Origin of the sequence: Sphingomonas sp. S2M10 (genome assembly GCF_012650175.1) — a bacterium.
GTDB lineage: Bacteria > Pseudomonadota > Alphaproteobacteria > Sphingomonadales > Sphingomonadaceae > Sphingomonas.
This window is the reverse complement of record NZ_JAAILI010000074.1, coordinates 1-22694: the sequence shown is the minus strand read 5'-3', so window position 1 is coordinate 22694 and position 22694 is coordinate 1. Positions and strand designations below refer to the sequence as shown.

Below are 22694 nucleotides of genomic sequence, written 5' to 3'. Positions count from 1 at the left end.
ACAATACCGTGCGTCCGCATAGCAGTCTTGGCGGGTTGGCACCCGCCGAGTTTACGAACCGCCCCCGCCAAGGGCATATGGACACCGAAGCTAAGTTATCAACGGCCTGAAAATGGGGAGCAGGTCACGACGAAACATAGTTTCCATACCCTTAGTCGCCGTTAGGTTCGGGGATCGCACTAACGACGGGGTAGAGCGATGCAGGCAGCAGCCTCCAGGATTGAAGCCGGGCAAAGCCGGCCATCAGCGGGCATCTCGCAAAGCGTTCCGAAGACCCCTTCCCCCTTTGGCCGGCGGTTCCAGCGATTGGCAGTCGGCGTGCGCGCACCTTGCCTCCTTCGACGGGCTGGGATGAGGAAGATGCCCCTGCAGCACTGTTCCCAAGCTATAAAAACTATAGCGACGGGGTATTGGGAAATCAGACAAGCCTGGCGCTATAGTCGACGTGGAGTCATCACGTTTCATGGTGTGCGAGATCATAGCTATTCTGATTGAGCGTGTGGCCTTTTAAGTTCCAGTCGACGATCCGATCGGCAATTGCGCCGGCAAAGATCTCGCACGAGATCCTGAGCTAAAGCCGGTTCCGGTCTGTCGTGCCAAGCAAGGGGATTAGCCATGGTCACAAGAGGATTCACCGGCCGCGGCTCGGGCGGCGACCAGTCGGGTCGCATCCCCCCAGGCCAGCACCTCGTCGAGAATTTCCCGGTCCTCTCGGCCGGACCGACCCCGAACGTGGAAACCGCCGACTGGAAGTTCACGGTCAAGATCGGCCCAAAGCCCGTCAAGGTGTGGAACTGGATCGAGTTCAACGCCCTCCCGAAGACCAAGGTGACCAAGGACATCCACTGCGTCACCTCCTGGTCCAAGCTCGATACCGCCTGGGAGGGGGTACTCATCGAGGACATCCTCGCAGACGCTGGGCTCGACCATCCCACCGATTTCGTCCTTGCGCACAGCTACGATGGGTATTCGACGAACGTGCCGCTCGCGGACCTGCTCTCGGGCAAGGCGATGATCGCCCTCACCTATGCGGGCAAGCCGCTTCCCCGCGACCATGGCGGGCCGGCGCGCCTTCTGGTTCCCCACCTCTACCTCTGGAAGTCGGCCAAGTGGGTGAATGCGCTGCAGTTCACAACGCGGGACGAGGCGGGCTTCTGGGAGCTACGCGGCTATCACATCTACGGCGATCCCTGGCGCGAGCAGCGATACACCAATGACTGAGGGCGGCGCACAGCTCGCGTCGTGGCAATCATGCGTGATCGAAGAGATCGTCCAGCAGACGCCTAGCATCAAGAGCTTCTTCCTGCGGTTGAGCAAACCGTTCGCGCACATCGCTGGCCAGCACGTCGATGTTCGGCTGACCGCGCCCGACGGCTACAGCGCGATGCGCAGCTATTCGATCGCGTCGTCAGCAGCCTCGTCCCCGATCATCGAACTCGCCATCGAGCGCCTGCCGGATGGCGAGGTCTCGTCGTTCTTTCACGATGTCGCGGCGATCGGCGACGAAATCGAGCTCCGCGGTCCGCTCGGCGGTCATTTCCTGTGGCCCGAACCAGCCGTGGACGCAGTGCTGCTGATCGGCGCCGGCTCCGGCCTCGCGCCGTTGATGGCAATGATCCGACAGCGCCACGCGCTAAAGCCGGCCGTGCCGACAGCGCTGCTCCTGTCCGCACGAACCGCCGAGGACGTCCTCTTTTCGGAAGAGCTTCATTCCACCGAGATCAACGATGCGGCCTTCGTCCTGGCGCTGGCGATCACGCGCGAGGAACCGGTCCGCGCATCGGACTTCGGGCGCCGGATCGACGGCGCGATGGTCCAGGAAATTGTGGCCCGGCTTCACCGAAAGCCGACCCAGGTGTTCGTCTGCGGCTCGAACGGCTTCGTCAACATCGCGACCGAGGGCGCACTGCTGGCCGGCCTGGACGCCTCCATCATCAAGACGGAACGCTACGGTGGCTGACGGAACGAGCCGCCTCGCGTTCCGCCCATCGCGAACGTGCAGCCCGGAAATAGTTTGGAAACCAGCATGAGCCGCTTTGCCGAACCCGTCTTCGTGGCCGCCGGCCTCCGGACCCCCTTCGGCCGCGGTGGCGGAGCGCTGGCCGCCTACGACGCAGTCTCCCTGTCCGTGCCCGTGGTGCAGGCGATGGCGGCACTCGCAGAACCTGATCTGCTCCTCTGGGGAACCGTGATCCCGAATTTGGGCTGGAGCAACATCGCCCGGGAAACCTGGCTCGATGCCAAGCTCAATCCGAACGTGCCGGCACTATCTGTCGTCCTGGCATGCTCTACCAGCATGGTGGCGACCTTCGCTGCCGCAGGGATGCTGGGCGAAGGGACCGACCTCACAATGGTCGGCGGGTCCGAAGTCATGAGCCGCCCTTCCCTCGCTCTGACGGCCGATGCCTCGAAGCGGCTTACCGACCTTTTCGCGCAGGATGCCGCGGCCGCGCTTGCCGCTCTCCAGGCCCTTACTCCACGCGACTATGTGCTTCCCACCAAGGGCTGGGCCAACCGGATCACCGGCAGGACCATGGGCGATCATATGGAGGAGACCGCCAAGGCCTGGCGGATCTCGCGCGAGGCGCAGGACGATTGGGCGCTCAAGAGCCACCAGCGGGCAGTCGCTGGCTGGGAAGGCGGCTTTTTCGACGATCTCGTGATTTCACTACCAGAGCTTGCGCGCGATGCGAACCCGCGTGCCGACACGTCCGCGGAGCGGCTTGCCGCACTCAAGCCGGTATTCGATCGCGACAGTGGGAGGGGCACCCTGACCGCCGGCAACAGCTCACCGATTACCGACGGAGCCGCCGGGTGCTGGGTCGCCACTGAGGCCGGCGTGGCGAGACTGCCGGCAGGCACTCCCTACGCCCGGCTCGTCGACTATGAGGTTTCGGCCGTCGATTACCACACCGAGGGCCTGCTGATGGCGCCCTCCTATGGCATTCCGCGCCTGCTCGCCCGCCACCAAATCGGCTTCTCAGACATCGCACTTTGGGAAATCCACGAAGCCTTCGCAGCCCAGGTGCTGGCGAACGTCGCAGCCATCACCGATCGGGAGTGGGTGCGCGAAACAGCCGGTGTCCAGGCCGCCATGGGTGACTTCGATTGGGACCGCGTCAATCCAAACGGAGGCTCGGTGGCTATCGGTCATCCGTTCGGCGCCACGGGCGCGCGCGACCTCAGCCAGGCGGTGAAGGAACTCTGGGCATTGCCGGGCGGATCGCGCGCGATCGTGAGCATCTGTGCCGACGGCGGTCAGGGTACCGTCGCACTCCTCGAACGCCCCTGATCGGAGATCAGAACATGAAACCTGATATCCTCCTCTACACCATGAACTGGTGTCCATTCTGCCGACGGGCGAAGACGCTCCTCAAGGAAAAAGGAATGCAATGGAAAGAGTTCGATATCGAGGCAGATCCAGCTCACCGACCAGCCATGATTAAAGCTTCGGGTCGAAACACCGTGCCCCAGATCTTTATCAACGGCACGCATGTCGGTGGCTGTGACGAGCTTCTCGCGCTCGATGCCAAAGGCGGGCTCGACGAACTTCTCGCGCGCACGCCGGCACCGAACTGATCCTTTCGCCCGGGCCAGACAGCCCGCAAACCACGCGCCGTTGGCAAATACGAGAGGATATTCCGTTGGTCTCAGCAGTCTGGAAAGACACCACCCTCGCCACAAGCGACGAGACAATCGTCGTAGAGGGAAACCATTACTTCCCGCCCTCCTCGGTCGACCGGACCCTCCTTGAGGCGACCGCGCACACGTCCGTCTGCCCGATCAAGGGCACAGCGCGATACTTCAATGTCCGCGTGGGCGACGCGGTCAACGCCAACGCCGCCTGGACCTATCCCGATCCAAATCCGGTTGCCGAAGCCATCCGGGATCATATCGCTTTCTGGAAAGGCGTGGTCGTTGCGTAGCAATCCGGACAGGTGGCGCCGCTGATGGCGGCGGCGCTTCACACTCGCTTCCTCGATCATCTGGCGCGCGAAATCGATGCCCTACGATCGTCGGGGGATGTTCCGGCCGGCGTTGAGTTGAATGGACTGACCGTGGAACGGCCGCACGACCCGGCACACGGCGATCTATCGACCAATGCCGCGATGGTACTCGCAAACCTCGCCGGCACTCATCCGCGCCACATCGCCGAGAAGTTGGCGGAGCGGCTCGCCACGCTGTCGGAAGTTGCCGAAGTACGCGTTGCGGACCCCGGCTTCATAAATCTCCGTCTGACCGACCAGGCCTGGCGAGATGAACTGGCAATCATCGCGGAGCAGAAAGATCGCTACGGGATGTCACCAATCGGCGCGGGCAGGACGGTGAACATCGAGTTTGTCTCGGCCAACCCGACAGGCCCCATGCATATGGGACACTGCCGCGGGGCGGTCGTCGGAGATGCGCTTGCCAACCTGCTCGCCTTCACTGGCCACCGCGTCATACGCGAATATTATGTCAACGATGCCGGCGGCCAGGTCGATACTCTAGCTCGCTCTGCACACCATAGATATGGAGAGGCCCTGGGCGAGATACTCGGCGAAATCCCGGAAGGCTTGTACCCAGGTGATTATCTGAAACCTGTCGGTGAGGCGCTGGCTGCCGATTTCGGTGACCGCTACGTCCACGCCCCAGAGTCAGCTTGGCTCGCGATTTTTCGTGCGCGAACCGTCGCTGCGATGATGGAGACGATCCGCGAAGATTTGGCGCTGCTCGGCATATGCCACGACCGCTTCTCATCAGAGGCAAGCCTCGTTGCTGCCGGGAAGCCCGATGCCGCCGAGGCCTGGCTGCGCGAGCGGGATCTTGTCTACGATGGCATCCTTGAGCCGCCGAAGGGTGAAGGCTCTGAAGACTGGGAGCCGATCGAGCTGCCGCTATTCCGGTCGACGAATTTCGGTGACGACCAGGATCGGCCGATCCGCAAACCGGACGGCAGCTGGACCTATTTCGGTGTCGATCTTGCCTACCACTTCGAGAAGGCGCGCGATGCCGACGAGCTGATCGACATCTGGGGCGCAGACCATGCCGGAACCGTGAAGCGCATCGTCGCGGCCGCCGACGCTCTCACCGAAGGCCGAAAGCGGTTCGACGTCAAGCTGGTGCAGATCGTGCGGCTCCTGCGTGCGGGCGAGCCGGTCAAGATGTCCAAGCGCGCAGGCACGTTCGTTACCTTGGCCGAGGTCATCAGGGAGGTCGGAAGGGACGTTGTTCGGTTCATGATGCTGACCCGCAAGCCGGAAGCGCAGATGGACTTCGACTTCGCGACGGTGGTGGAGGCATCGAAGAGCAATCCGGTCTTCTATGTCCAGTATGCCCATGCGCGCATCTGCTCGCTTGCGAGCCGAGCGGCCGAAATTGGCATCGGGCCAGAAGACGAAGCCGATCTTGCTCTCCTGGACAGCCCGAGCCTCATGCTCGTCAAGCGTGCGGCGGAATTCCCGCGCATCGTCGAGGCCGCTGCCGCAGCGCGCGAGCCGCACCGGATTGCCTTCTTCCTTGAGGGGCTGGCCTCCGAGTTCCACACACACTGGAACTTGGGGAATGACGACCCGCAGCGGCGGTTCCTCTACCCGGAGAACGCGCCGCTTAGCCGAGCTCGATTGTTCCTGGCGGCCGCGATCGGACAGGTCATCCGGAATGGGCTGGGGGTGATGGGGGTTGAACCGAGGCATCACATGGAAAGGGCCTAATCCAGTGCAATCTCTGCCGAGAGGTCGTCGCTGGTGGCTTGAACACGCTGCGCGTCGGCTGAACTGAGATAGGTGTATGTGATGCAGCTTACGGAGTTCGATGCAGCCTTCAGAGGGCTCCCCGAGGGATACAGTCAGGGTGTGTATGAAGGCCGGCGTTTCGGCTTGACCGTCCGGCGATCAGAGGACGGTCGCCGCAACAGTCTGTTTGCCAGGGAGTTGGCAGGGACCGACCTCGTAAGCTTCAACCTGTATCGGCTCTCATCAGGCAAAACATCGCTCAAGCCATGTGAGATGTCGGCGGAGAAGGTCGTGAGCTTCGTGCTGGGCTTTCAATCAGACAGGTTGGAAGGAGAATCAGCGGTCTAATGCCCCGTGCGCGATGCCTGTCGCTCTGCACTGCAAATGTCGCTCAAGGGTATCGAAACTATAGTCGCGGGTCATTGGACTTCGCATGACGATGAACTCATCCTCCAGACTTCGCTGCCCGCGGGGAAACGGCGCTGGCTGTCGTTCAAATCATGATTGAGAAAGTAGAACCGATGACGAAAACTGGAGCTACCACCGTTTCGACGCCTTCCGATCTCGACGGATGTGCGACCATGACGGTCGCTGACGCTCTGAGAGTCATTCTGGCTGACGCCTATGCGATCTACCTGAAAACGAAGAGCTTCCACTGGCACGTCTCCGGGCCCTACTTCAGGGATTATCACCTGCTCCTCGATGAGCAGGCCGCAGAGATCCTCGCTGTCACCGATGCGATCGCCGAACGCGCCCGAAAGACGGGCAACACGACCATTCGATCGATCGGAGATATCGCCCGCCATCAGACGATCAAGGACAACGATGCCGAGTTCGTCACCCCGCAGGACATGCTGAGCGAGCTCCGCGCCGACAATCTCCACCTGGTCGAGTCGCTTCGTAGCGCCAAGGATGTCGCAGACGCGGCAAAGGACAATGCAACGTCCGGCCTGATCGATGCCTGGACGGATGAGGCGGAGCGCCGCGCGTGGTTCCTCTTCGAAGTCAGCCGCTAAGTCATCGCCCAGTCGCGACCGAGGCGCGGGACTGATCCACAGCGACGGCCCAAGGTCCGGCGTTTGTGAATCAGGCGCATTCCACGATCTAGCCCGACGCAAGACGGACGTGCACGCGCCGCGGCCGTCCGTGTAGCCGTGAAATCCTGACAGAAGGAGTAGGATAGTGCGTCTTGCAATGATCGGCCTCGGCCGGATGGGTGCCAATATCGCGCGTCGACTGATGCGCGGGGGCCATGAGATCGTCGCCTTCGACCGCGACCTTGCCGCAGTTGCTACGCTCGACGATGAAGGCGCCATCGGCGCGAATTCGCTCGCGGAAGTCGTCGCCAAGCTCACTACCCCGCGGATCTTCTGGGTGATGCTCCCGGCAGGTGTTCCCACACAGAGCACTGTCGACGAACTGACGGAATTGTCCGAGCCTGGCGACATCATCATCGATGGCGGCAACAGCTTCTACAAAGACGACATCAAACGCGGAGCCGCAGCAAAGGGGAAGCAGCTTCATTATGTCGATGTCGGCACGTCGGGCGGGGTCTGGGGGCTCGAACGCGGCTATTGCATGATGATCGGCGGCGACAAGGAAACCGTCGACCTGCTAGATCCGATCTTCGATACGCTCGCGCCGGGCTATGGCTCGATCGTCCGCACCGCCGGACGCGACGCGACCGACGATCGCGCCGAACGCGGCTATATCCATGCCGGCCCCACCGGCGCCGGCCATTTCGTCAAGATGGTCCACAACGGCATCGAATACGGCCTGATGCAGGCTTATGCCGAGGGCTTCGACATCCTCAAGGGCAAGTCGTCCGAACGGCTCGCGCCCGAGGAACGCTTCGACATCAACCTGACCGATGTAGCCGAGGTCTGGCGCCGCGGCAGCGTGATCTCGTCGTGGCTGCTCGACCTGTGCGCGATCGGCCTGGTCGGGGATCCGATGCTCGAGCAATTCACGGGCAAAGTCTCGGATTCGGGCGAGGGCCAGTGGACGATCGACGCGGCGATGGAGGAAGCCGTCCCGGCCTATGTCCTCTCGGCGGCCTTGTTCGCGCGCTATCGCAGCCGCGTTGACCACACCTTTGGTGACAAGCTTCTCTCGGCTATGCGTTTTGGCTTTGGTGGGCACGTCGAGATGCCGCAATGAGCGAGGCACCGCGCGCGCCTTCTGCTGGTGACGGCGATCGTCAATCTGGCGCGTGACGGCGATCGGGAGGGGAACGATATGGGGCGCGCACCGACGCAGCTTTTGGCTTCACTGCTAGAGAATGGCGATGACGAGCGTCATACCGACGAAATTCATCGCCACCTCGCACACGCGACTCACCTCATCTGCATCGTCGCCTTCGCCAAATTCTCCGGCTGGAAGCTCATCAGGAAAGTCCTGGGGGAGCGGGCGAAGAAAGGCTTGCAGGCGACCTTCGTCGTCGGCCTCGACTTCTATCAAAGCGAGCCGTCGGTGCTTCGCGCGATCCGGCGTCTCCAGTCCAAGGCTGCCGCTGCCGGAGGCGAGATCAACCTCTACATGGGCCAGGAACGAAGTAGGCATACGCTTCATCCCAAGGTCTATTGGTTCAAAGGGCCTGGCGGCCAGACTGCGATCGTCGGCTCGGCCAACCTGACCTCGGGCGGGCTCGCCGGTAATCACGAGTTCTCAGCTTCGCTATCGGGCCCGAACGCCAAATTGCGGGCCTGGCTTGAGCGCTGGATCGACGACCGGATCGAGGCAGAAGATATAGTCGAGGCGACCAGGGATCTGATCAATGGCTACGAAAAGCGCCGTGACATCTACCAGACCGCGATGAAGATCGCAGAGCGCCGCGCCTCCCACTCAATAGATGCCAAACCTGGCGATACCCTTGCGCTGGCGGACCTCCTGGCCGAGATGCGCGCCAACAAAGGCGCCGAAGGCTTCGACAAGTCCGTAAAGCGCCGTCGTCAAAATCTCCCCAAAGCCCGTGCGCAGCTTGCCACCCTTGCTCGTACGGCCGACCTCAAGGGTCGCGCGTTTCTCAAGGCTTATGAGGAGCTGATCCAACATTGGCACTCGGGCGGGATGCAGCGCGGCAAGACCGCGATTGCGAAGAAGCCCACCCAATTCCAGGCGGCCATTCGCGCGCTGGCAACCGAGCGATCGGATGATCCTGCCGTCCTGTTTGATCTCCTCAAGGCACATTTCGACAAGATCCCGCGTGCCGGCACCAACGTTCTCACCGAGATCCTGCACACCCGCGATCCTGGCCGTTTTCCGGTTATGAACCGCAACTCGGTAAAGGGAATGGGGCTCGCCAATATCACTGGCTATCCCCGCACACCGGCCAAGGCCTCGGTCGACGGGGCACGCTACGCGCAATTTGCTGAGGATGCCGAGCGCCTACGGCAAAGTCTTCGCCTTACAGACCTTAGCGAACTCGATGCGCTCTTCAACTTCGCTTATTGGAAGACGGACGAAGACTCAGACGAGGAGTAGGCATCGACATGGGCCGAGACGATTTCAGGTGTGACGCTTGTGGCTGGATCGTGCCGCCGCACGCACCCGACTGCGTCATCGCCGAAGCCAATCGACGCAAAGAAGCGGAACTAAAGAAACCGAGAAAATCACGGTCGAAGCGGACGTGATCGGCAACTCTCGCGCCAACGGCAAAAGGTCGATATTGCGTTGATTGCATGGCGGTTGACGTAGCAGCGCGGCCACCGGCTGCACCACCTGATCGCGCCGGCGGCACAGAGAATGCATTGGGATGCCAGAAGCTGCTGCGCCCACACTCATTCTTATCAGGCCCCGCGACGAGCCTGCTCGTCTACGCGTCCGGGATATGCACCGTCAGCTTGGCAACAGCGCAGACAGCCGCTTCACGGCCGCCACCGCTTCCTCGAATGACGGCACCTCGCTGTCGCCCGCGAATGCCATGCCTTCGACGAAGCGCGCATATTCGAGAGGATAGAGCGCGTCGGCGCGCAGGGTATCCAGCATCGCCGCCAGCCGATCGGCGGGTGCCAGCTTCGCGGTTGCCTCCCCGCCACGTCCTGTGTCTGTGACAAGCGTCTCGGCGAGCAAGGCGGGGAAATCGCTGCTCGCCGACACCGCGGCTTCAAGTGCGGCAAGATCATGAAGGTGACGCACGATCGCGGGGTCGTCCTTCGCCGATGCCCGGTCGCGCACCAGCGATCTCCAGCTGAAGGCACTGAGCTTGTCTGCGGCGGTCTCGACGGGGTCCACGCATGCGATCGCGCCGACTTCCGGATCTGCCCGGCGGAATTGCGCAACATAGGACGCCAGCGGGCGGCCTTGCACAGTGAGACGGGGCGGCTTCGCGGAGAGTTCGGCAAGGATGTGCGGACGCAGCGCGTCATGCGCATCCAGGATCGAGGGGTAATCCATCTCGAACTGGAGAAATCCATTCGCATCGCGCGCCACGACATCCGTGACGTTGAAACCGGCGGCTTTCCACGCGTCGGCCAATTTGTCCCGAAAGTCGCCGAGCGCCCTGCGCCGCTGCCCGCCGGAGAGCTCCGCAAAGGCGGCGGACAGGTTGAGCTTGAAGTCGATGTCCTCGGAGAACCGCTTGATCAGGCCGTAGCCCTTGAGCAGCGAGGTGCCGCCGGAGAATACAGGCACGATGTCCTCGCCTCCGACAGCGACGAGCACGGCGATCGCCTGGACGACAAACCAGTCCTTTTCGACAAAGGCTTCATCGACCGCCAGCGCACCGGCAACGCGGCCAAGCGTGATCGCGTCAGGCGCGTTCGAGAACGACATAATTGCCGTCGTAGCCGATACGGCGGCGAACGCGATCCTTCACGGCCAGGGTACGACCAGTCGGCACCTGCGTCGAACGGCCGCTGTTATACGCCTTGTCGAAGCTCGAAACATCGACCGCCTTGCCGAGCCGCCCAAGCGCTTCGATCGCGAGCCGGCGGATACCGACGAGAGGCGCCGGCTTGCCGTTGAACGGCGACACTTCAGCCTTGGCATAGAGGCCGTAGCCGATCTGGACGAGCTTGCCGGTCCGGGTGAGTTGCTTGAGCGCGCGTCCGACCCCATCGTAACTGCCGAGCTTATCGAAGTCGCCCCGCAGGAAAACGTTGCGCTTCGAGCGGCTGACCTTCCGGCTGATCGCCTCTGCGATCGTCCCACTCGACAAGGGCACGCTGCTGGTCGCCAGCTTGTAACGGCCCCGTCCCACCCGCGTGATCTTGCGCGCCTTGACAAGATCGCCCAACGCCCGGCCCACCGAGTCATAATTGGCAGGCAGCGTGAGATCCGCACGCGCGATCGTATCGCCGCCCGTGAAGCGCTCCAGAATCTGCTCGGTCAAGCTTGACATCGGTGCTACCAAAATACGTCGTTTCCGACATGGAGATACGCTTCATGCAGATAATTATCAAGGTGACGTTTGAGCTTGGGGCCAGCCATGCAGCCAGCGGGCGACCGGGAATTCGGAACGGTGCCCATTCCTGCGGGTTTCGGGGCCTCGCACGATCCTGGCCGGCCTCGGTTGCCAGTCGCCCGGACCGACCCAATGCCACCCCGATCCGCTGGGACCGCGGCGGCGCGCCAGCGCTATGACGCAGCGAGAAGAGCCTCTCTGGGAAGGCCGCAAGCCGCACTACACCGATCCACTGCGGGGCCGGCTGCCGGAGCTGGAACGCTGCATGATACGGCACCGCGCTTTGCAGATGATCCTGATCATCTACCATGCCGAAGAGCTGAAGCGCGAGGTGCTCGAGATCGTCGCCGCCCAGCGAGACTGCAAGAATGCCGTCAACGACGAGGATCGCCCGGCCGAGGAGGAGGTGCCCGATCGCAAGAAAGTGAAGCGTGCATTCGATGCCCTTGTACGAGACGGCGTGCTGACCCCGGACGAGCGGCGCGAGATGGTCGATTTAATCGGCAGGCGGAACAGCATCGCGCACCATCTCGACCAGGTGACCGCTGACCTCAGCACCGACGCCTGGGTTCGCGACCACCTCACGTACATGCCGGACCGGCAGGAGCACGACTATGAGGCGCTCGATCGCTTGGAGGCGATGCGCAGGCTTTTAGAGGAGCGCACCATCGCCAAACACTATGTCGGCGTGATGAGCATGCGGGGAATCTTTTTCGAGGCCACAGAGAAGGCACTGCGCGACGACATCAGGCGCCTCGATCGGAGAATTCGCAAGCTCGTCCGCGAGCGGCGGACTGCGATCCAGGCTTTGAACAAGGAGATGTCGATCGAAGCCACCGAGCTTGTCGGCGATTTCCATCCGCGCTGGCCCGAGAACCGCTATCATCGCGGCCGCCTGACACCGCGCGGCGTCGAGGTTTGCTACCGGCTATTCGACATGGGCAAATCTGCCATGGCCGTCGCGCACATTATGGAATTGTCGCTTTCCTCTGCCCGCGCCCGCGAACGTCAATGGCGCACGCTGGGTGGTGAGACACGTGCGGTTCCACAGCTGGAAAGCATCCCAAAGGTGCATATCCCGGTTCGATACGAAGATATGCGCTGACGATTCGACGATGGCCGATAGCGGACGAGGATCTCCATCCCGCACGAGCAGTTTACGGGGTTCTCTCCGCAGCGACGCGATGACCGCTTGACTCTGCTTGGCTGCGACTAGAACATAAAGGGAACGAATCAACCGCTCCCGAGTCTCATTATGTCATGCGCCAATCGACCGTCCTCGAAGATCTGCGTGCGCGTATCGCGCAGATCGAAGGCGTGGGCGCGCGTCATGACGCGATTCCCTTTGGTTTAAGCGCAATCGACGATCGACTGCCCGGCGGGGGAATCGCCAACGGCGCACTTCACGAGATCACCGGCAGCCCCGACCTTGCAGACGACGCAAGCGCGACCACTTTCTTGGCCGGCATCCTTGCCCGGATCGAAGGCCCTGTCTTCTGGTGCCTGCGCTGGCGCGACCTGTTCGCGCCGGCCCTCCATCTTGCCGGGCTCCATCCCGACCGCGTCATCTATGTCGAGGCGGGCAACGACGCCAATGTGCTGCTCGCGATGGAGGAATGCCTCCGCCATGCGGGCGTTGCCGGCGTGGTCGGCGAGATCACCAAATATTCGACGACCGCCTCGAAGCGCCTGCAGCTTGCGGCGGAAGGCTTGGGCGTGCCGGCCTTTGTCTTTCGCCGCGCCGCAAAGCTCGAGGAAGTGGGCGAAGGCTCCGCCGCCATGACGCGCTGGCGGATCACGGCGTCGCCGAGCGAAGATCTGGGCATTCCCAGTCTCGGACGCGCCCGCTGGCACGTGGCGCTCGAGCGCGTACGCGGCGGCAACCCGCATAGCTGGATTGTGGAGGGGTGCGATGCGACGGGTCGTATCGGTCTTCCTGCCGCACTGGTCGACCGACCGGCTGCGGCGGAAGAGCGCCAAGTCGCCGCCTGACGGCGCGGCGTCTCCCAGCACCATTCCACTGATCACGGCGATACCCGATCATGGGCGGCGCATCGTCGCGTCCGTGGACGGCGCCGCGCGTTCGCTTGGCATTCGGGCAGGCATGACGATCACTAAGGCGCGCTCGTTCGCGCCGGAGCTCGAGGTGGTCGACGCCGATCCCGATGCCGATTTCGAAGGCCTGCGGCGGCTCACACTCTGGGCCGGGCAGCGTTATTCGCCGGTCGTCGCGCCCGACCCGCCGGACGGAATCTGGCTCGACATCACCGGCTGCGCGCATTTGTTCACCAGCGAGCGGGCGCTGCTCAAGGATCTCCATCGGCGCGTTGCCGCATTCGGGCTCTCCGTCCAGATCGCCGTCGCCGACACTGCGGGCTGTGCGCATGCCGTGGCGCGCCACGTGCCTGCGGGGCGGCCGGTCACGATCGAGCCGGGCAAGCATCGCGAGGCGCTGGCACTCCTGCCGATCGCATCGCTGCGCTTCGAGGCCGATGCCGTCGAAGGCTTGCGGAAGCTGGGTTTCGAGCGGATCGAGCAGCTGATCGGAACGCCCCGCGGGCCGCTCGCGAAGCGGTTTGGCCGCAATCTGCATCGGCGCCTCGACCAGGCGCTGGGAACACTGCCCGAGCCGATCGACCCGATCTTTCCCGACGCCCTCCCCCGCGCCCGCCGCCGTTTCGTCGAGCCGCTCGTGACCGCGGAGGCGTTCGGGCAGGTGATCCACGATCTCGTCGCGGACATCGTCGACCAACTGAACAGGCTCGGCAAAGGTGCGCGAAGGCTCGACTGTTCTTTCCACAGGGTCGATGCCCATAACCAAGCCATCCGCGTCGGGACGGCGGCGCCCTCGCGCGATGTCCCGCATCTCGCGAAACTCCTGTGCGCCAAGCTGGAGACCGTCGACCCCGGCCTCGGGATCGAGGCGATGACACTGGTGTCGCCGCTGGTGGAGCCGATGGCGGCCAGGCAGGGCGAAGGCCTTGAAAGCTTGACGCGCCGCGGCCCCGATCTGGCGTCCCTCGTCGATGCGCTCGCCAATCGCTTCGGCCAGAACAGCCTCTATCGCTCTGCCCCGCGCGCAAGCGCGATGCCGGAGCGATCGGTCAGCGCCGCCGCCGCACTGGCAGGCGCCAGCGGCGCGGCCTGGGACGACGATCTTCCCCGCCCCTGTCGCATGCTGACGCCGCCCGAGGCGATCGACGTCACGGCCATGCTCCCCGACCATCCTCCCGCGATGTTCGTCTGGCGGCGCCAGCGCTTCCGGGTGACCCGAGCTGACGGACCTGAGCGGCTCCACGGCGAATGGTGGCGCGATGCCGGTCATGAAGCCGAGCGGCCCCACACCGTCCGCGACTATTACCAGGTCGAGACCGTGACGGGGGGGCGCTATTGGCTGTTCCGGCTTGGCGACGGCGAGAACCCCGCGACCGGTCCCATGCGCTGGTTCATCCATGGCGCCTTCGCATGAGCCAAGCTGCGCCGGCTTATGTCGAGCTTCAGGTCACGACGCATTTCAGCTTCCTGAGAGGCGCGTCGTCGCCGGAGGAGCTGTTCGCGGCCGCCGCGCTGCTGGGGCTGCCGGCGCTGGGCGTCGTCGACCGCAATAGCGTTGCGGGTATCGTCCGGGCGTGGGATGCGGAGAAGACAACCGGCGTGCGCGCCATCATCGGGTGCCGTCTCGATCTAACCGATGGCACGGCGCTGCTCGTCTATCCGACCGACCGCGCGGCCTATGGCCGGATGTGTCGCTTGCTCAGTGTCGGCAAGGCCCGCGCCGGCAAAGGGGCCTGCCATCTCGATTGGTCGGACATCGAGGAATGGAATGAAGGGCTGATCGCGATGCTGGCGCCCGACCGCGCCGATGCCGTGACGGAGGAAGCGCTCGCCCGAACGCGCCGCATCTTCGGCGACCGAGCCTATATGGCCTTGTCGATCCGCCGCCGCCCGCGCGATGCCATCCGTCTGCGCGACCTGTCGGCGCTGGCGGCCGCCGCCCGCGTCCCCACCGTCGCGACAGGCGATGTCCTCTATCATTCGCCCGATCGCCGGTTGCTGCAGGACGTCGTTACCTGCATCCGCGAGAAATGCACGATCGATGAGTTGGGCGCCCGGCGCGAGAGGTTCGCGGACCGACACCTCAAGACTGGCGCGGAGATGGAGCGCCTGTTCAGGCGCTATCTGAAGGACAGTTCGCCCGTCGCGCGCAGCGTGGAATTGGCGTCGCGCTGCACCTTCAGTCTCGAACAACTCAAATACCAATATCCCGATGAGATCCAGGTGCCCGGGCGGACGCCGCAGGAGGAACTCGAGCGCCTCATCTGGGAGAAGGCACCCGTTCGCTATCCAGAGGGGATCGATGGAAAGGTTCGGCAGCAGCTTGAGCATGAGCTCAAGCTCATCGCAGACCTCGACTATGCCCCCTATTTTCTGACCGTGCATTCGATCGTGGCGGAGGCGCGGCGGCGCGAGATCCTCTGCCAGGGCCGCGGTTCGGCCGCCAACAGCGCCGTCTGCTATGTGCTTGGGATCACCTCGATCGACCCGGTCCGATCCGAGCTGCTCTTCGAGCGCTTTGTCTCGGCCGAACGCCGCGAGCCGCCCGATATCGACGTCGATTTCGAGCATGAGCGGCGGGAAGAAGTGATCCAGTGGATCTATGAGACATATGGCCGGACGCGTAGCGCGCTGACCGCCGTCGTGACGCGCTACCGTGCGCGCGGCGCGGTCCGCGAAGTCGGCAAGGCGCTGGGACTTTCCGAGGATATTACCGCCGGTCTGTCGTCATCGGTCTGGGGCTGGAGCCGCGAGGGCGTCGAGGAGAAGCACGCCGAGGAACTGAACCTCGATATGGGCGACCGACGCCTCGCGCTCACGCTGGAACTCGCGCGCCAGCTCATCAACACCCCGCGCCATCTCTCGCAGCATCCTGGCGGGTTCGTGCTGACCCGGGATCGCCTCGACGAACTGGTCCCAATCGAACCCGCCGCGATGGAGGATCGGCAGGTTATCGAATGGGACAAGGACGATATCGACGCCCTGGGGTTCATGAAGGTCGATGTCCTCGCGCTCGGCATGCTCAGCTGCATGCGCCGAGCGTTCGAATTCATGGCCAATGACAAGGACGTCCATCTCGACCTCGCGACCATCCCCGCCGAGGACCCAGCGACCTACGCCATGATCCGCAAGGCCGACACGCTCGGCGTCTTCCAGATCGAGAGCCGCGCCCAGATGGCGTCGATTCCGCTAATGGCACCCCGGACCTTCTACGATCTGGTGATCCAGGTCGCGATCGTGCGCCCCGGCCCGATCCAGGGCGACATGGTCCATCCCTATCGACGTAGGCGCAACGGCGAGGAGGAAGTCACCTACCCTACCCCCGAACTGCGCCGTGTCCTCGAAAAGACATTGGGCGTGCCTTTGTTTCAGGAGCAGGCGATGCGCGTCGCGATCGAATGCGCGGGGTTCACCCCGAGCGAAGCGGATCTTCTCCGCCGGGCCATGGCGACCTTCAAGCTCACCGGCGGCGTCTCGCATTTCCGGGACAAGCTAATCGAAGGGATGGTCGCGCGCGGCTATGATCGCGAGTTTGCGGAAAAGACCTTCAAGCAGATCGAGGGCTTCGGCTCTTATGGCTTTCCCGAAAGCCACGCCGCCAGCTTCGCCCTTATCGCCTACGCCTCGTCCTGGGTGAAGTGCCATCACCCGGATGCCTTTTGCGCAAGCCTCCTCAACGCCCAGCCCATGGGCTTCTACGCCCCCGCGCAGATCGTGCGCGACGCACGGCAGCACGGCGTCGAGGTACGCCCGATCGACGTCAATCACAGCCGCTGGGACTGCACGCTCGAGCCGGGAAGCGGCCGCTACATGGCGGTGCGCCTGGGACTCTGCATGGTACGCGATCTTGCCAACGCCGACGGTGCTGCGATCGTCAGCGCGCGAGGCGATCAGCCCTATTCATCCGTCGAGGAGATCCAGCGACGCGCCCATGTCGGCCGCGGTGCACTGGATCGTATCGGCGATGCCGATGGGTTCGGGTCCCTCGCCCTTTCCCGCCGCGCAGGCCTTTGGGGCGTCAAAGGTCTCGGAAGCGAAGTTCTGCCACTCTTCGCCGCGGCCGACGAACGCGCGGGCAAGCTGCTCGCCGAGGCGATGGAACCTGAGGTCCTGCTCGCGCCAATGACCGAAGGATCGCAGGTCGTGGAGGACTATCGCGCGTCCGGCCTGAGCTTGCGAGCGCATCCTCTCGCCTTCCTCCGCGACGAGCTCAGGGCGAGGAAAATGATTACCTGCGAGCAGTTGCAGAGCGTCAAGGACGGGCGGTGGATCGAACTCGCCGGGATCGTGCTCGTCCGGCAGAAGCCCGGCTCGGCCAAAGGCGTGATGTTCATCACGCTCGAGGACGAAACCAACGTCGCCAACCTCGTCGTCTGGACCAAGATATTCGAGGCGAACCGGCGCACCGTGCTCGGCTCGTCCATGATGGGCGTTCGCGGCCAGGTGCAACGCGAAGGCGAGGTCATCCATCTGATCGCCCAGCGGCTTGAAGATCTGTCGCCGATGCTCGCAAGCGTGGGCAGCCGCCGCGATGTGTCCGACATCTATCGGGTCAGCAGAGCAGACGTTGCCAAAAGTCCGATATCGCCTGACCCCCGCGACCCGGCGAACAAGACCCTCGGACGCGATGCGCGCACCATCTACGTGCCGGACTTGCGGTTGGGATCTGGCATCATTCCCGGCCAGCCGACCGACGGCATCAAGATCAAACCCCGGGATTTCCGTTAGGGCTGCTTGAAGTCGCTCGCCGCCCTTCAGATCAAGAGTGGTCTCTTGCATTGCGGACGTGCGCTGTGGTCGCCACAAGGCCGTATGATCTCCCATCGTCTTCCCCTGTACGCGATTCTGCTGGCGCTCGCCGGTTGCTCAACGCAGCCCGGCCCGCCCCCACAAATCGCCGCCGCCGCCGCGCGGCCGCTGAAGCTCGCCAGCTGGAATTTGGAATTCCTCGCCGAGAAGGAGGGGACCGGCTGCGAGCCACGCGCCGCGAATGACTATCTCGCCATGCGGCGGATCGCCGACAGCCTCGATGCCGATGTCATCGCCTTCCAGGAGGCGGAGAGCGTCAAGGCGGCCGAACGGGTTTTCGACCCCGCCCGCTACACGGTGGTGATGGAGAAACGGCCGGGCGAAGCAAGCGGGACCTGCGGCGGCCGGCATCCGGACCAGGCCTTCATTCGCCAGGCTGTCGGCTTTGCGATCCGGAAAGGCATCACCTTCGATCGCAACCCCGACGTCACCAGACTGATGCTCGGCAATCCCCAGCTACGCTCGGGCATCGATATCACCGTGCGCGCACGCGGCCACGATCCGATCCGGCTACTTGGGATCCATCTGAAGTCGGGCTGTTTCGAAGGCAGCGAGGCCAAGGCTTGCCCTGTCCTCCTCCAGCAAGTTCCGGCAGTCGAGGCGTGGATCGATGCCGCGGCCACTGGGCCCGAGCGCTTCGCGGTACTCGGCGACTGGAACCGGCGCCTGGGCAGCCCCGGCGACCGCTTCTGGAGCGAAATCGACGATGGCCAGCCCGCCAATGCCGATCTCAGGCTCGCCGATGCCGGCACTCCAACCAGCTGCGACCCACGCTATGATGCATTCATCGACCATATCGTACTCGACAGGCGCGCTGGCGCGGCCATGACGGGTTTCACCGAGGCGCACTATGCCAATGGCGAAAAGCATTATTCCGACCATTGCCCGATCGCGGTGACACTTGCTCGCTAGCGTCACAGAGATTTCGCGCGCTTCAGGGGCAGTTCGAGCGACGGTGACTTGAGCAACTTTGGCGCTTTGACGTGCGGACAAGCCATAAGCCTTCCAACCGTTAAGCCGATGGTTGGGCGCGACGCGCGCATTCTTCGCCACCGTCTGGGCTGCCTAGAAGGCGTGTGGAAACAACATTTCGCCAGGGCGTCGTAAGAGCGTGCAACTTGATGAAATTTGGTGCATCATGGTGCAGGGAGGACCGAGTGGCATGGCACACCTTAAACACCAAAAAAGATTCACGGTGTCGGTCGACCAGGCTGACTACGATGCGCTCCAACAGCTCTGTTCGACCGCGACACCACCCGTCAATTTGCAGTATGTGATGCGGCTCGCCGTCCGCAATCTGCTCGAACAGCATGCATCCAGGCAATTGACCTTTCCACTGGAGCGGCGACCGTGAGGTTCATTGACCTTTTCGCGGGCCTCGGCGGGTTCCACCAGGCGCTTGAACGTCTCGGACACGAGTGCGTCTTCGCATCAGAACTCAACTCGAATCTGGCCGACCTCTACGAGCGTAACTTCGGCATTCGCCCCCATGGCGACATCCGCGAGGCCTTTGCGCTCGTGCCGGCGCACGACATTCTTTGCGCAGGCTTCCCCTGCCAGCCGTTCTCGAAGGCCGGAGACCAATTGGGCTTCGACTGTCCTCAATGGGGCGATCTCTTCGATTACATGATCAAAATCCTAGAGCGGCACGAACCTCGCTTTCTGATAATCGAGAACGTTCCGAACATCATGCGACACGATGGTGGTAACACCTGGAATAGGGTCCGGCAGCGCCTGCGCGACCTCGGCTATGAGATCGACTCCGCCCTTATGTCGCCCCACATGTTCGGAGTGCCGCAGCTTCGGCAGCGCGCGATTATTGTTGGCGCGCGCAGCAGCCTCAGTGCGTTCGAGTGGCCAGAGCCAACCCACGACTCCAACGCCGTCGATATCCGTTCGGTTCTCGACAGGAACCCAGTCGGGGCGAAACCGCTGCCCTTGGCGTTCGTGACATACCTCAACGCGTGGCAACAACTCTTGGACGCTTTGCCAGCGGACGCGGAGCTACCCTCATTCCCGATCTGGGCGATGGAGTTCGGCGCGACCTACCCCGCGCGCACTGCCACGCCGATTGGACATGGTCTCTCGGAAATAAGGTCGTTCCGCGGCTCGTTCGGGCAACCGCTGCGCAACATGACCGACGCAGAGGTCCTGGAGGCGCTGCCGCCGTACGCGCGCGATGGCAACGCTCGATTCCCGGAGTGGAAGATCCAGTTCATCGAGCAAAACCGCCGCTTCTACCAGCGCCACAAGGCCATCATCGATCCTTGGCTCCCATCCATCCGCGGCTTTGCCCCGAGCTTCCAGAAGCTCGAGTGGAACTGGAAGGATGGCCCGCGTGACCTGAGCCAGTGCATCATCCAGTTCCGCGCCTCCGGCATTCGCGCGAAGAGGCCAACCGCAGCGCCCTCCCTGGTCGCTCTGACGACTAGCCAAGTGCCCGTGATCCCTTGGGAAGGCCGCTACATGACCATGCGGGAGTGCGCACGGCTCCAGAGCATGGGCGACCTGAAGCACCTACCCGACACACAGACAGCCGCCTTCAAGGCGCTCGGGAACGCGGTGAACGTCGATGTAATCGGTGCCGTTGCCGCGGCGCTGCTTGAGGAGAAGCCGCCAACGCAGACCAAGTTGCGCCTTCCCTTCGCCAGCCGATCGGCTCAGATCGAAGCCGTTGCCTGAACCTCATAAGGGGTTCTGGCAAATTTAGAGGGGATTGCGCGTTGGAAGACCTAGACTTCGACCAGGTTGCTACGCTCCTCTCCGAGCTGTCGCAGCCCGGCGCTCTGCCAAAACTCGATGGACGGCGAAAGGTGCCCAGCCCATTCGATCCATCAGAGATAGACTTCGCGTCGAGCGCGTGGCTAGCCCGGGTGCTCGAGGTGGCAACGTGGCTCAACTTAGACTCAAGCTTCGACCAGCAGGACCCGCCAAAGGCGGTCGCCCTGCGCCTTTTCGACGAACTCTCGCCGGGCAAGGCAGAGGCTAGCTTCCAGAGCGAGGATGGCCACATCGTGCTCAATGAGATGGGCGCTCAGGTCCTCGAGGAACGACTGAGCCGGGCCGTGAGCAACCGCACCAACTTCCTACAGATGCTCGATGAAGAGCTATCGGTCGCGGCGGCCACGGAGGCGTGGGTTGACGCATGGAACGAGGCACCTGCTACCGAGCCCCTGTCGATCAACGCGACCGTCGATAAGTGGCGCATCTACGATCTTTCCGGCCGAGCTCTTCAAAATCAGCTAGAACTGAACCCGACCTACCAACGCGACTTCGTCTGGTCGAACTCCGACTCGCAGATGCTGATCGAGTCCATCCTCCGCGGCATCCCGCTTCCCTCAATCATTCTCGCGAAGGTGTCGAACAGCCAGCGATTCCAGATCGTCGACGGCAAGCAACGAGTCACTGCAATCCTCCGCTTCATGGGTGCGCATCCAGAGGGTCGCGCCAAGGCCAAGGAGTTGAAGGAATGGGAGACGTTCGACACCAACTTTGCACAGTTTGCCAGGCGGAATAACCTGCGTGCGACGGACATCCGCGAGAAGTACCTGCCCTTCAAGACGAAGAAATATACCGACGACCTTGATCCCCTCAAGCCGCTCGGCGGGCGTTACTACTGCGAGATCAAGGACAAGCAGGTCCGCATTGCCGGGGAGACGATAACCGTCGCCGAACTGTTTGAGCGGGCGTGCGACTACTTCATCCCGGTGCTCATCTACCGCGATACCCAGGTGAGGGACATCCACAAGGTTTTCCGGCTCTACAACCAGCAGGGGATGAAGCTCAACGCGGAGGAGATTCGCAACGCCGTCTTCAACCACCTGATGATCTCGCGGCTAATGCTGTTCGTGGGCGGCGACCGCCCCGAGCCCGAGATCGCGCCGGAAATGGTCAAGGCCGGGATTGATCCCACTACCGCCCACGAGAACATCAAGGCTCTCGGCTTCGGGATCACGCGGTTTAAGCGCACGAAGGTCCTATTGTGGACGGTCGCCACACTGATCTTGAAACCGGCGCAGGGCCCGGACAAGTCCTACCGAACCCCTTCGACCGCGAGCCACATCGACGAGTTCCTTAGGTCGATTGACAGCGACAGGCTCGCGCAGTTCCGATCGAGGACGACGCTTGAGAACCTCGCCAACGACCTCATCACCGCCCTCGAACTCCACCAAGCGGCCTCCGACGCCTGGCATCCGAAGTTCCGGCGCAAGGGTAAGAGCGAGATGGCGTCGCGGTGGGAGGAACTGCCAGTCGTCGCCAGTCTGCTCGCCTGCCTCGTCCTGGTCATCACCGGGCAACAGGACAGGCTCGAGGAGGAGATCGATGCGGTGCGGGAACTCACCGCCCGCATGGTCGGACCCAGCAGCACGCAGAACAAGACGCAGTGGGCGCACATCGCCAACTCCGCGACCAGCATCCTCGAGACGCTGGGCCTCAGCCTCGCGGACGCCGACGCCGCCGTGCGCGAGCGCTACGGCGACAGCGCGATCGGGGCGCTGCTCGAGATCCGCAAGATCACTATAGATTGATATGGTCGAGGGTGAGCCCAGCCTCGGCCCGGCCGCGATCGTTCCTGTTGGCGATGTGAAGCGCCCCGGGTTTCCAGGAGGCTCCAACTTGTGAGAAGGAGCATCCGTTATGAGCAAGACAACCAACAAATTTTCACCTGAAGTCCGCGAGCGGGCGGTTCGTATGGTGGTGGAGCAGCGGGC

At 63.3% G+C, this 22694-nt stretch carries 20 protein-coding genes; 18 read left to right on the top strand and 2 right to left on the bottom strand.

Going from position 1 to position 22694, the window contains the following annotated elements:
* Positions 1-615 precede the first annotated feature (615 nt).
* From S2M10_RS17430 to S2M10_RS17385, 10 genes are all read left to right on the top strand, one after another.
* The gene (locus S2M10_RS17430) at positions 616-1221 is read left to right on the top strand and encodes a sulfite oxidase-like oxidoreductase (RefSeq protein WP_168847189.1); all 606 of its coding nucleotides are present in this window, start codon (positions 616-618) and stop codon (positions 1219-1221) included.
* Positions 1214-1960: a ferredoxin reductase gene (locus S2M10_RS17425; protein ID WP_168847188.1), complete on the top strand. Its 747-nt coding sequence runs from the start codon at positions 1214-1216 to the stop codon at positions 1958-1960. The genes S2M10_RS17430 and S2M10_RS17425 overlap by 8 nt, the downstream gene beginning before the upstream one ends.
* A 66-nt stretch (positions 1961-2026) precedes the next feature.
* Positions 2027-3292 (top strand): thiolase family protein, encoded by a 1266-nt coding sequence (locus tag S2M10_RS17420; protein WP_168847187.1) that lies wholly within the window; start codon positions 2027-2029, stop codon positions 3290-3292.
* Positions 3293-3306: 14 nt separating this feature from the next.
* Positions 3307-3579, top strand: a complete 273-nt coding sequence (grxC, locus tag S2M10_RS17415) for a glutaredoxin 3 (protein WP_168847186.1) — start codon at positions 3307-3309, stop codon at positions 3577-3579.
* A 65-nt stretch (positions 3580-3644) separates the two neighbouring features.
* The gene (locus tag S2M10_RS17410; protein ID WP_168847185.1) at positions 3645-3926 is read left to right on the top strand and encodes a DUF427 domain-containing protein; all 282 of its coding nucleotides are present in this window, start codon (positions 3645-3647) and stop codon (positions 3924-3926) included.
* Between the two features lie 24 nt (positions 3927-3950).
* Complete coding sequence (gene argS / locus S2M10_RS17405) at positions 3951-5693, top strand: arginine--tRNA ligase (RefSeq protein ID WP_168847192.1); 1743 nt, start codon at positions 3951-3953, stop codon at positions 5691-5693.
* 81 nt (positions 5694-5774) lie between these two features.
* Positions 5775-6062, top strand: coding sequence for a hypothetical protein (locus S2M10_RS17400; RefSeq protein ID WP_168847184.1), 288 nt, complete (start codon positions 5775-5777; stop codon positions 6060-6062).
* A 173-nt stretch (positions 6063-6235) separates the two neighbouring features.
* Positions 6236-6730, top strand: a complete 495-nt coding sequence (locus tag S2M10_RS17395; RefSeq protein ID WP_168847191.1) for a DNA starvation/stationary phase protection protein — start codon at positions 6236-6238, stop codon at positions 6728-6730.
* Between the two features lie 166 nt (positions 6731-6896).
* Positions 6897-7874 carry a phosphogluconate dehydrogenase (NAD(+)-dependent, decarboxylating) gene (gnd, locus tag S2M10_RS17390; protein ID WP_168847183.1) on the top strand — a complete coding sequence of 326 codons (978 nt, stop codon included), beginning with the start codon at positions 6897-6899 and terminating at the stop codon, positions 7872-7874.
* 27 nt (positions 7875-7901) lie between these two features.
* Positions 7902-9197 (top strand): phospholipase D family protein, encoded by a 1296-nt coding sequence (locus S2M10_RS17385; RefSeq protein ID WP_168847182.1) that lies wholly within the window; start codon positions 7902-7904, stop codon positions 9195-9197.
* A gap of 354 nt (positions 9198-9551) precedes the next feature.
* On the opposite strand, the gene S2M10_RS17380 is transcribed toward S2M10_RS17385, so the two are convergent.
* Together S2M10_RS17380 and S2M10_RS17375 are read right to left on the bottom strand one after the other, a co-directional pair.
* Entirely contained in the window at positions 9552-10487 is a 936-nt protein-coding gene (locus S2M10_RS17380) for a nucleotidyl transferase AbiEii/AbiGii toxin family protein (protein ID WP_168847181.1), read from the bottom strand.
* Positions 10465-11055, bottom strand: a complete 591-nt coding sequence (locus S2M10_RS17375; RefSeq protein WP_168847180.1) for a hypothetical protein — start codon at positions 11053-11055, stop codon at positions 10465-10467. The genes S2M10_RS17380 and S2M10_RS17375 overlap by 23 nt, the downstream gene beginning before the upstream one ends.
* A 238-nt stretch (positions 11056-11293) precedes the next feature.
* On the opposite strand from S2M10_RS17375, the gene S2M10_RS17370 reads away from it, so the two are divergent.
* The 8 genes from S2M10_RS17370 (at position 11294) to S2M10_RS17335 (ending at position 22511) form a co-directional block, all read left to right on the top strand.
* Complete coding sequence (locus S2M10_RS17370; protein WP_168847179.1) at positions 11294-12223, top strand: hypothetical protein; 930 nt, start codon at positions 11294-11296, stop codon at positions 12221-12223.
* A gap of 155 nt (positions 12224-12378) precedes the next feature.
* Positions 12379-13110, top strand: a complete 732-nt coding sequence (locus tag S2M10_RS17365) for a damage-inducible mutagenesis protein (RefSeq protein WP_168847178.1) — start codon at positions 12379-12381, stop codon at positions 13108-13110.
* Complete coding sequence (locus S2M10_RS17360; RefSeq protein ID WP_168847177.1) at positions 13031-14587, top strand: DUF6504 family protein; 1557 nt, start codon at positions 13031-13033, stop codon at positions 14585-14587. The genes S2M10_RS17365 and S2M10_RS17360 overlap by 80 nt, the downstream gene beginning before the upstream one ends.
* Positions 14584-17901 carry an error-prone DNA polymerase gene (locus S2M10_RS17355; RefSeq protein WP_168847176.1) on the top strand — a complete coding sequence of 1106 codons (3318 nt, stop codon included), beginning with the start codon at positions 14584-14586 and terminating at the stop codon, positions 17899-17901. Before S2M10_RS17360 ends, S2M10_RS17355 begins: the two co-directional genes overlap by 4 nt.
* Positions 17902-17907: 6 nt before the next feature.
* Positions 17908-18894 (top strand): endonuclease/exonuclease/phosphatase family protein, encoded by a 987-nt coding sequence (locus tag S2M10_RS17350; protein ID WP_247650886.1) that lies wholly within the window; start codon positions 17908-17910, stop codon positions 18892-18894.
* Positions 18895-19093: 199 nt separating this feature from the next.
* The gene (locus tag S2M10_RS17345) at positions 19094-19336 is read left to right on the top strand and encodes a hypothetical protein (RefSeq protein WP_211091116.1); all 243 of its coding nucleotides are present in this window, start codon (positions 19094-19096) and stop codon (positions 19334-19336) included.
* A complete protein-coding gene (dcm, locus tag S2M10_RS17340; protein ID WP_168847174.1) occupies positions 19333-20664 on the top strand; it encodes a DNA (cytosine-5-)-methyltransferase in 1332 nt (443 codons plus the stop codon). The genes S2M10_RS17345 and dcm overlap by 4 nt, the downstream gene beginning before the upstream one ends.
* A 41-nt stretch (positions 20665-20705) precedes the next feature.
* Positions 20706-22511: a DUF262 domain-containing protein gene (locus tag S2M10_RS17335; protein ID WP_168847173.1), complete on the top strand. Its 1806-nt coding sequence runs from the start codon at positions 20706-20708 to the stop codon at positions 22509-22511.
* Positions 22512-22694 lie beyond the last annotated feature (183 nt).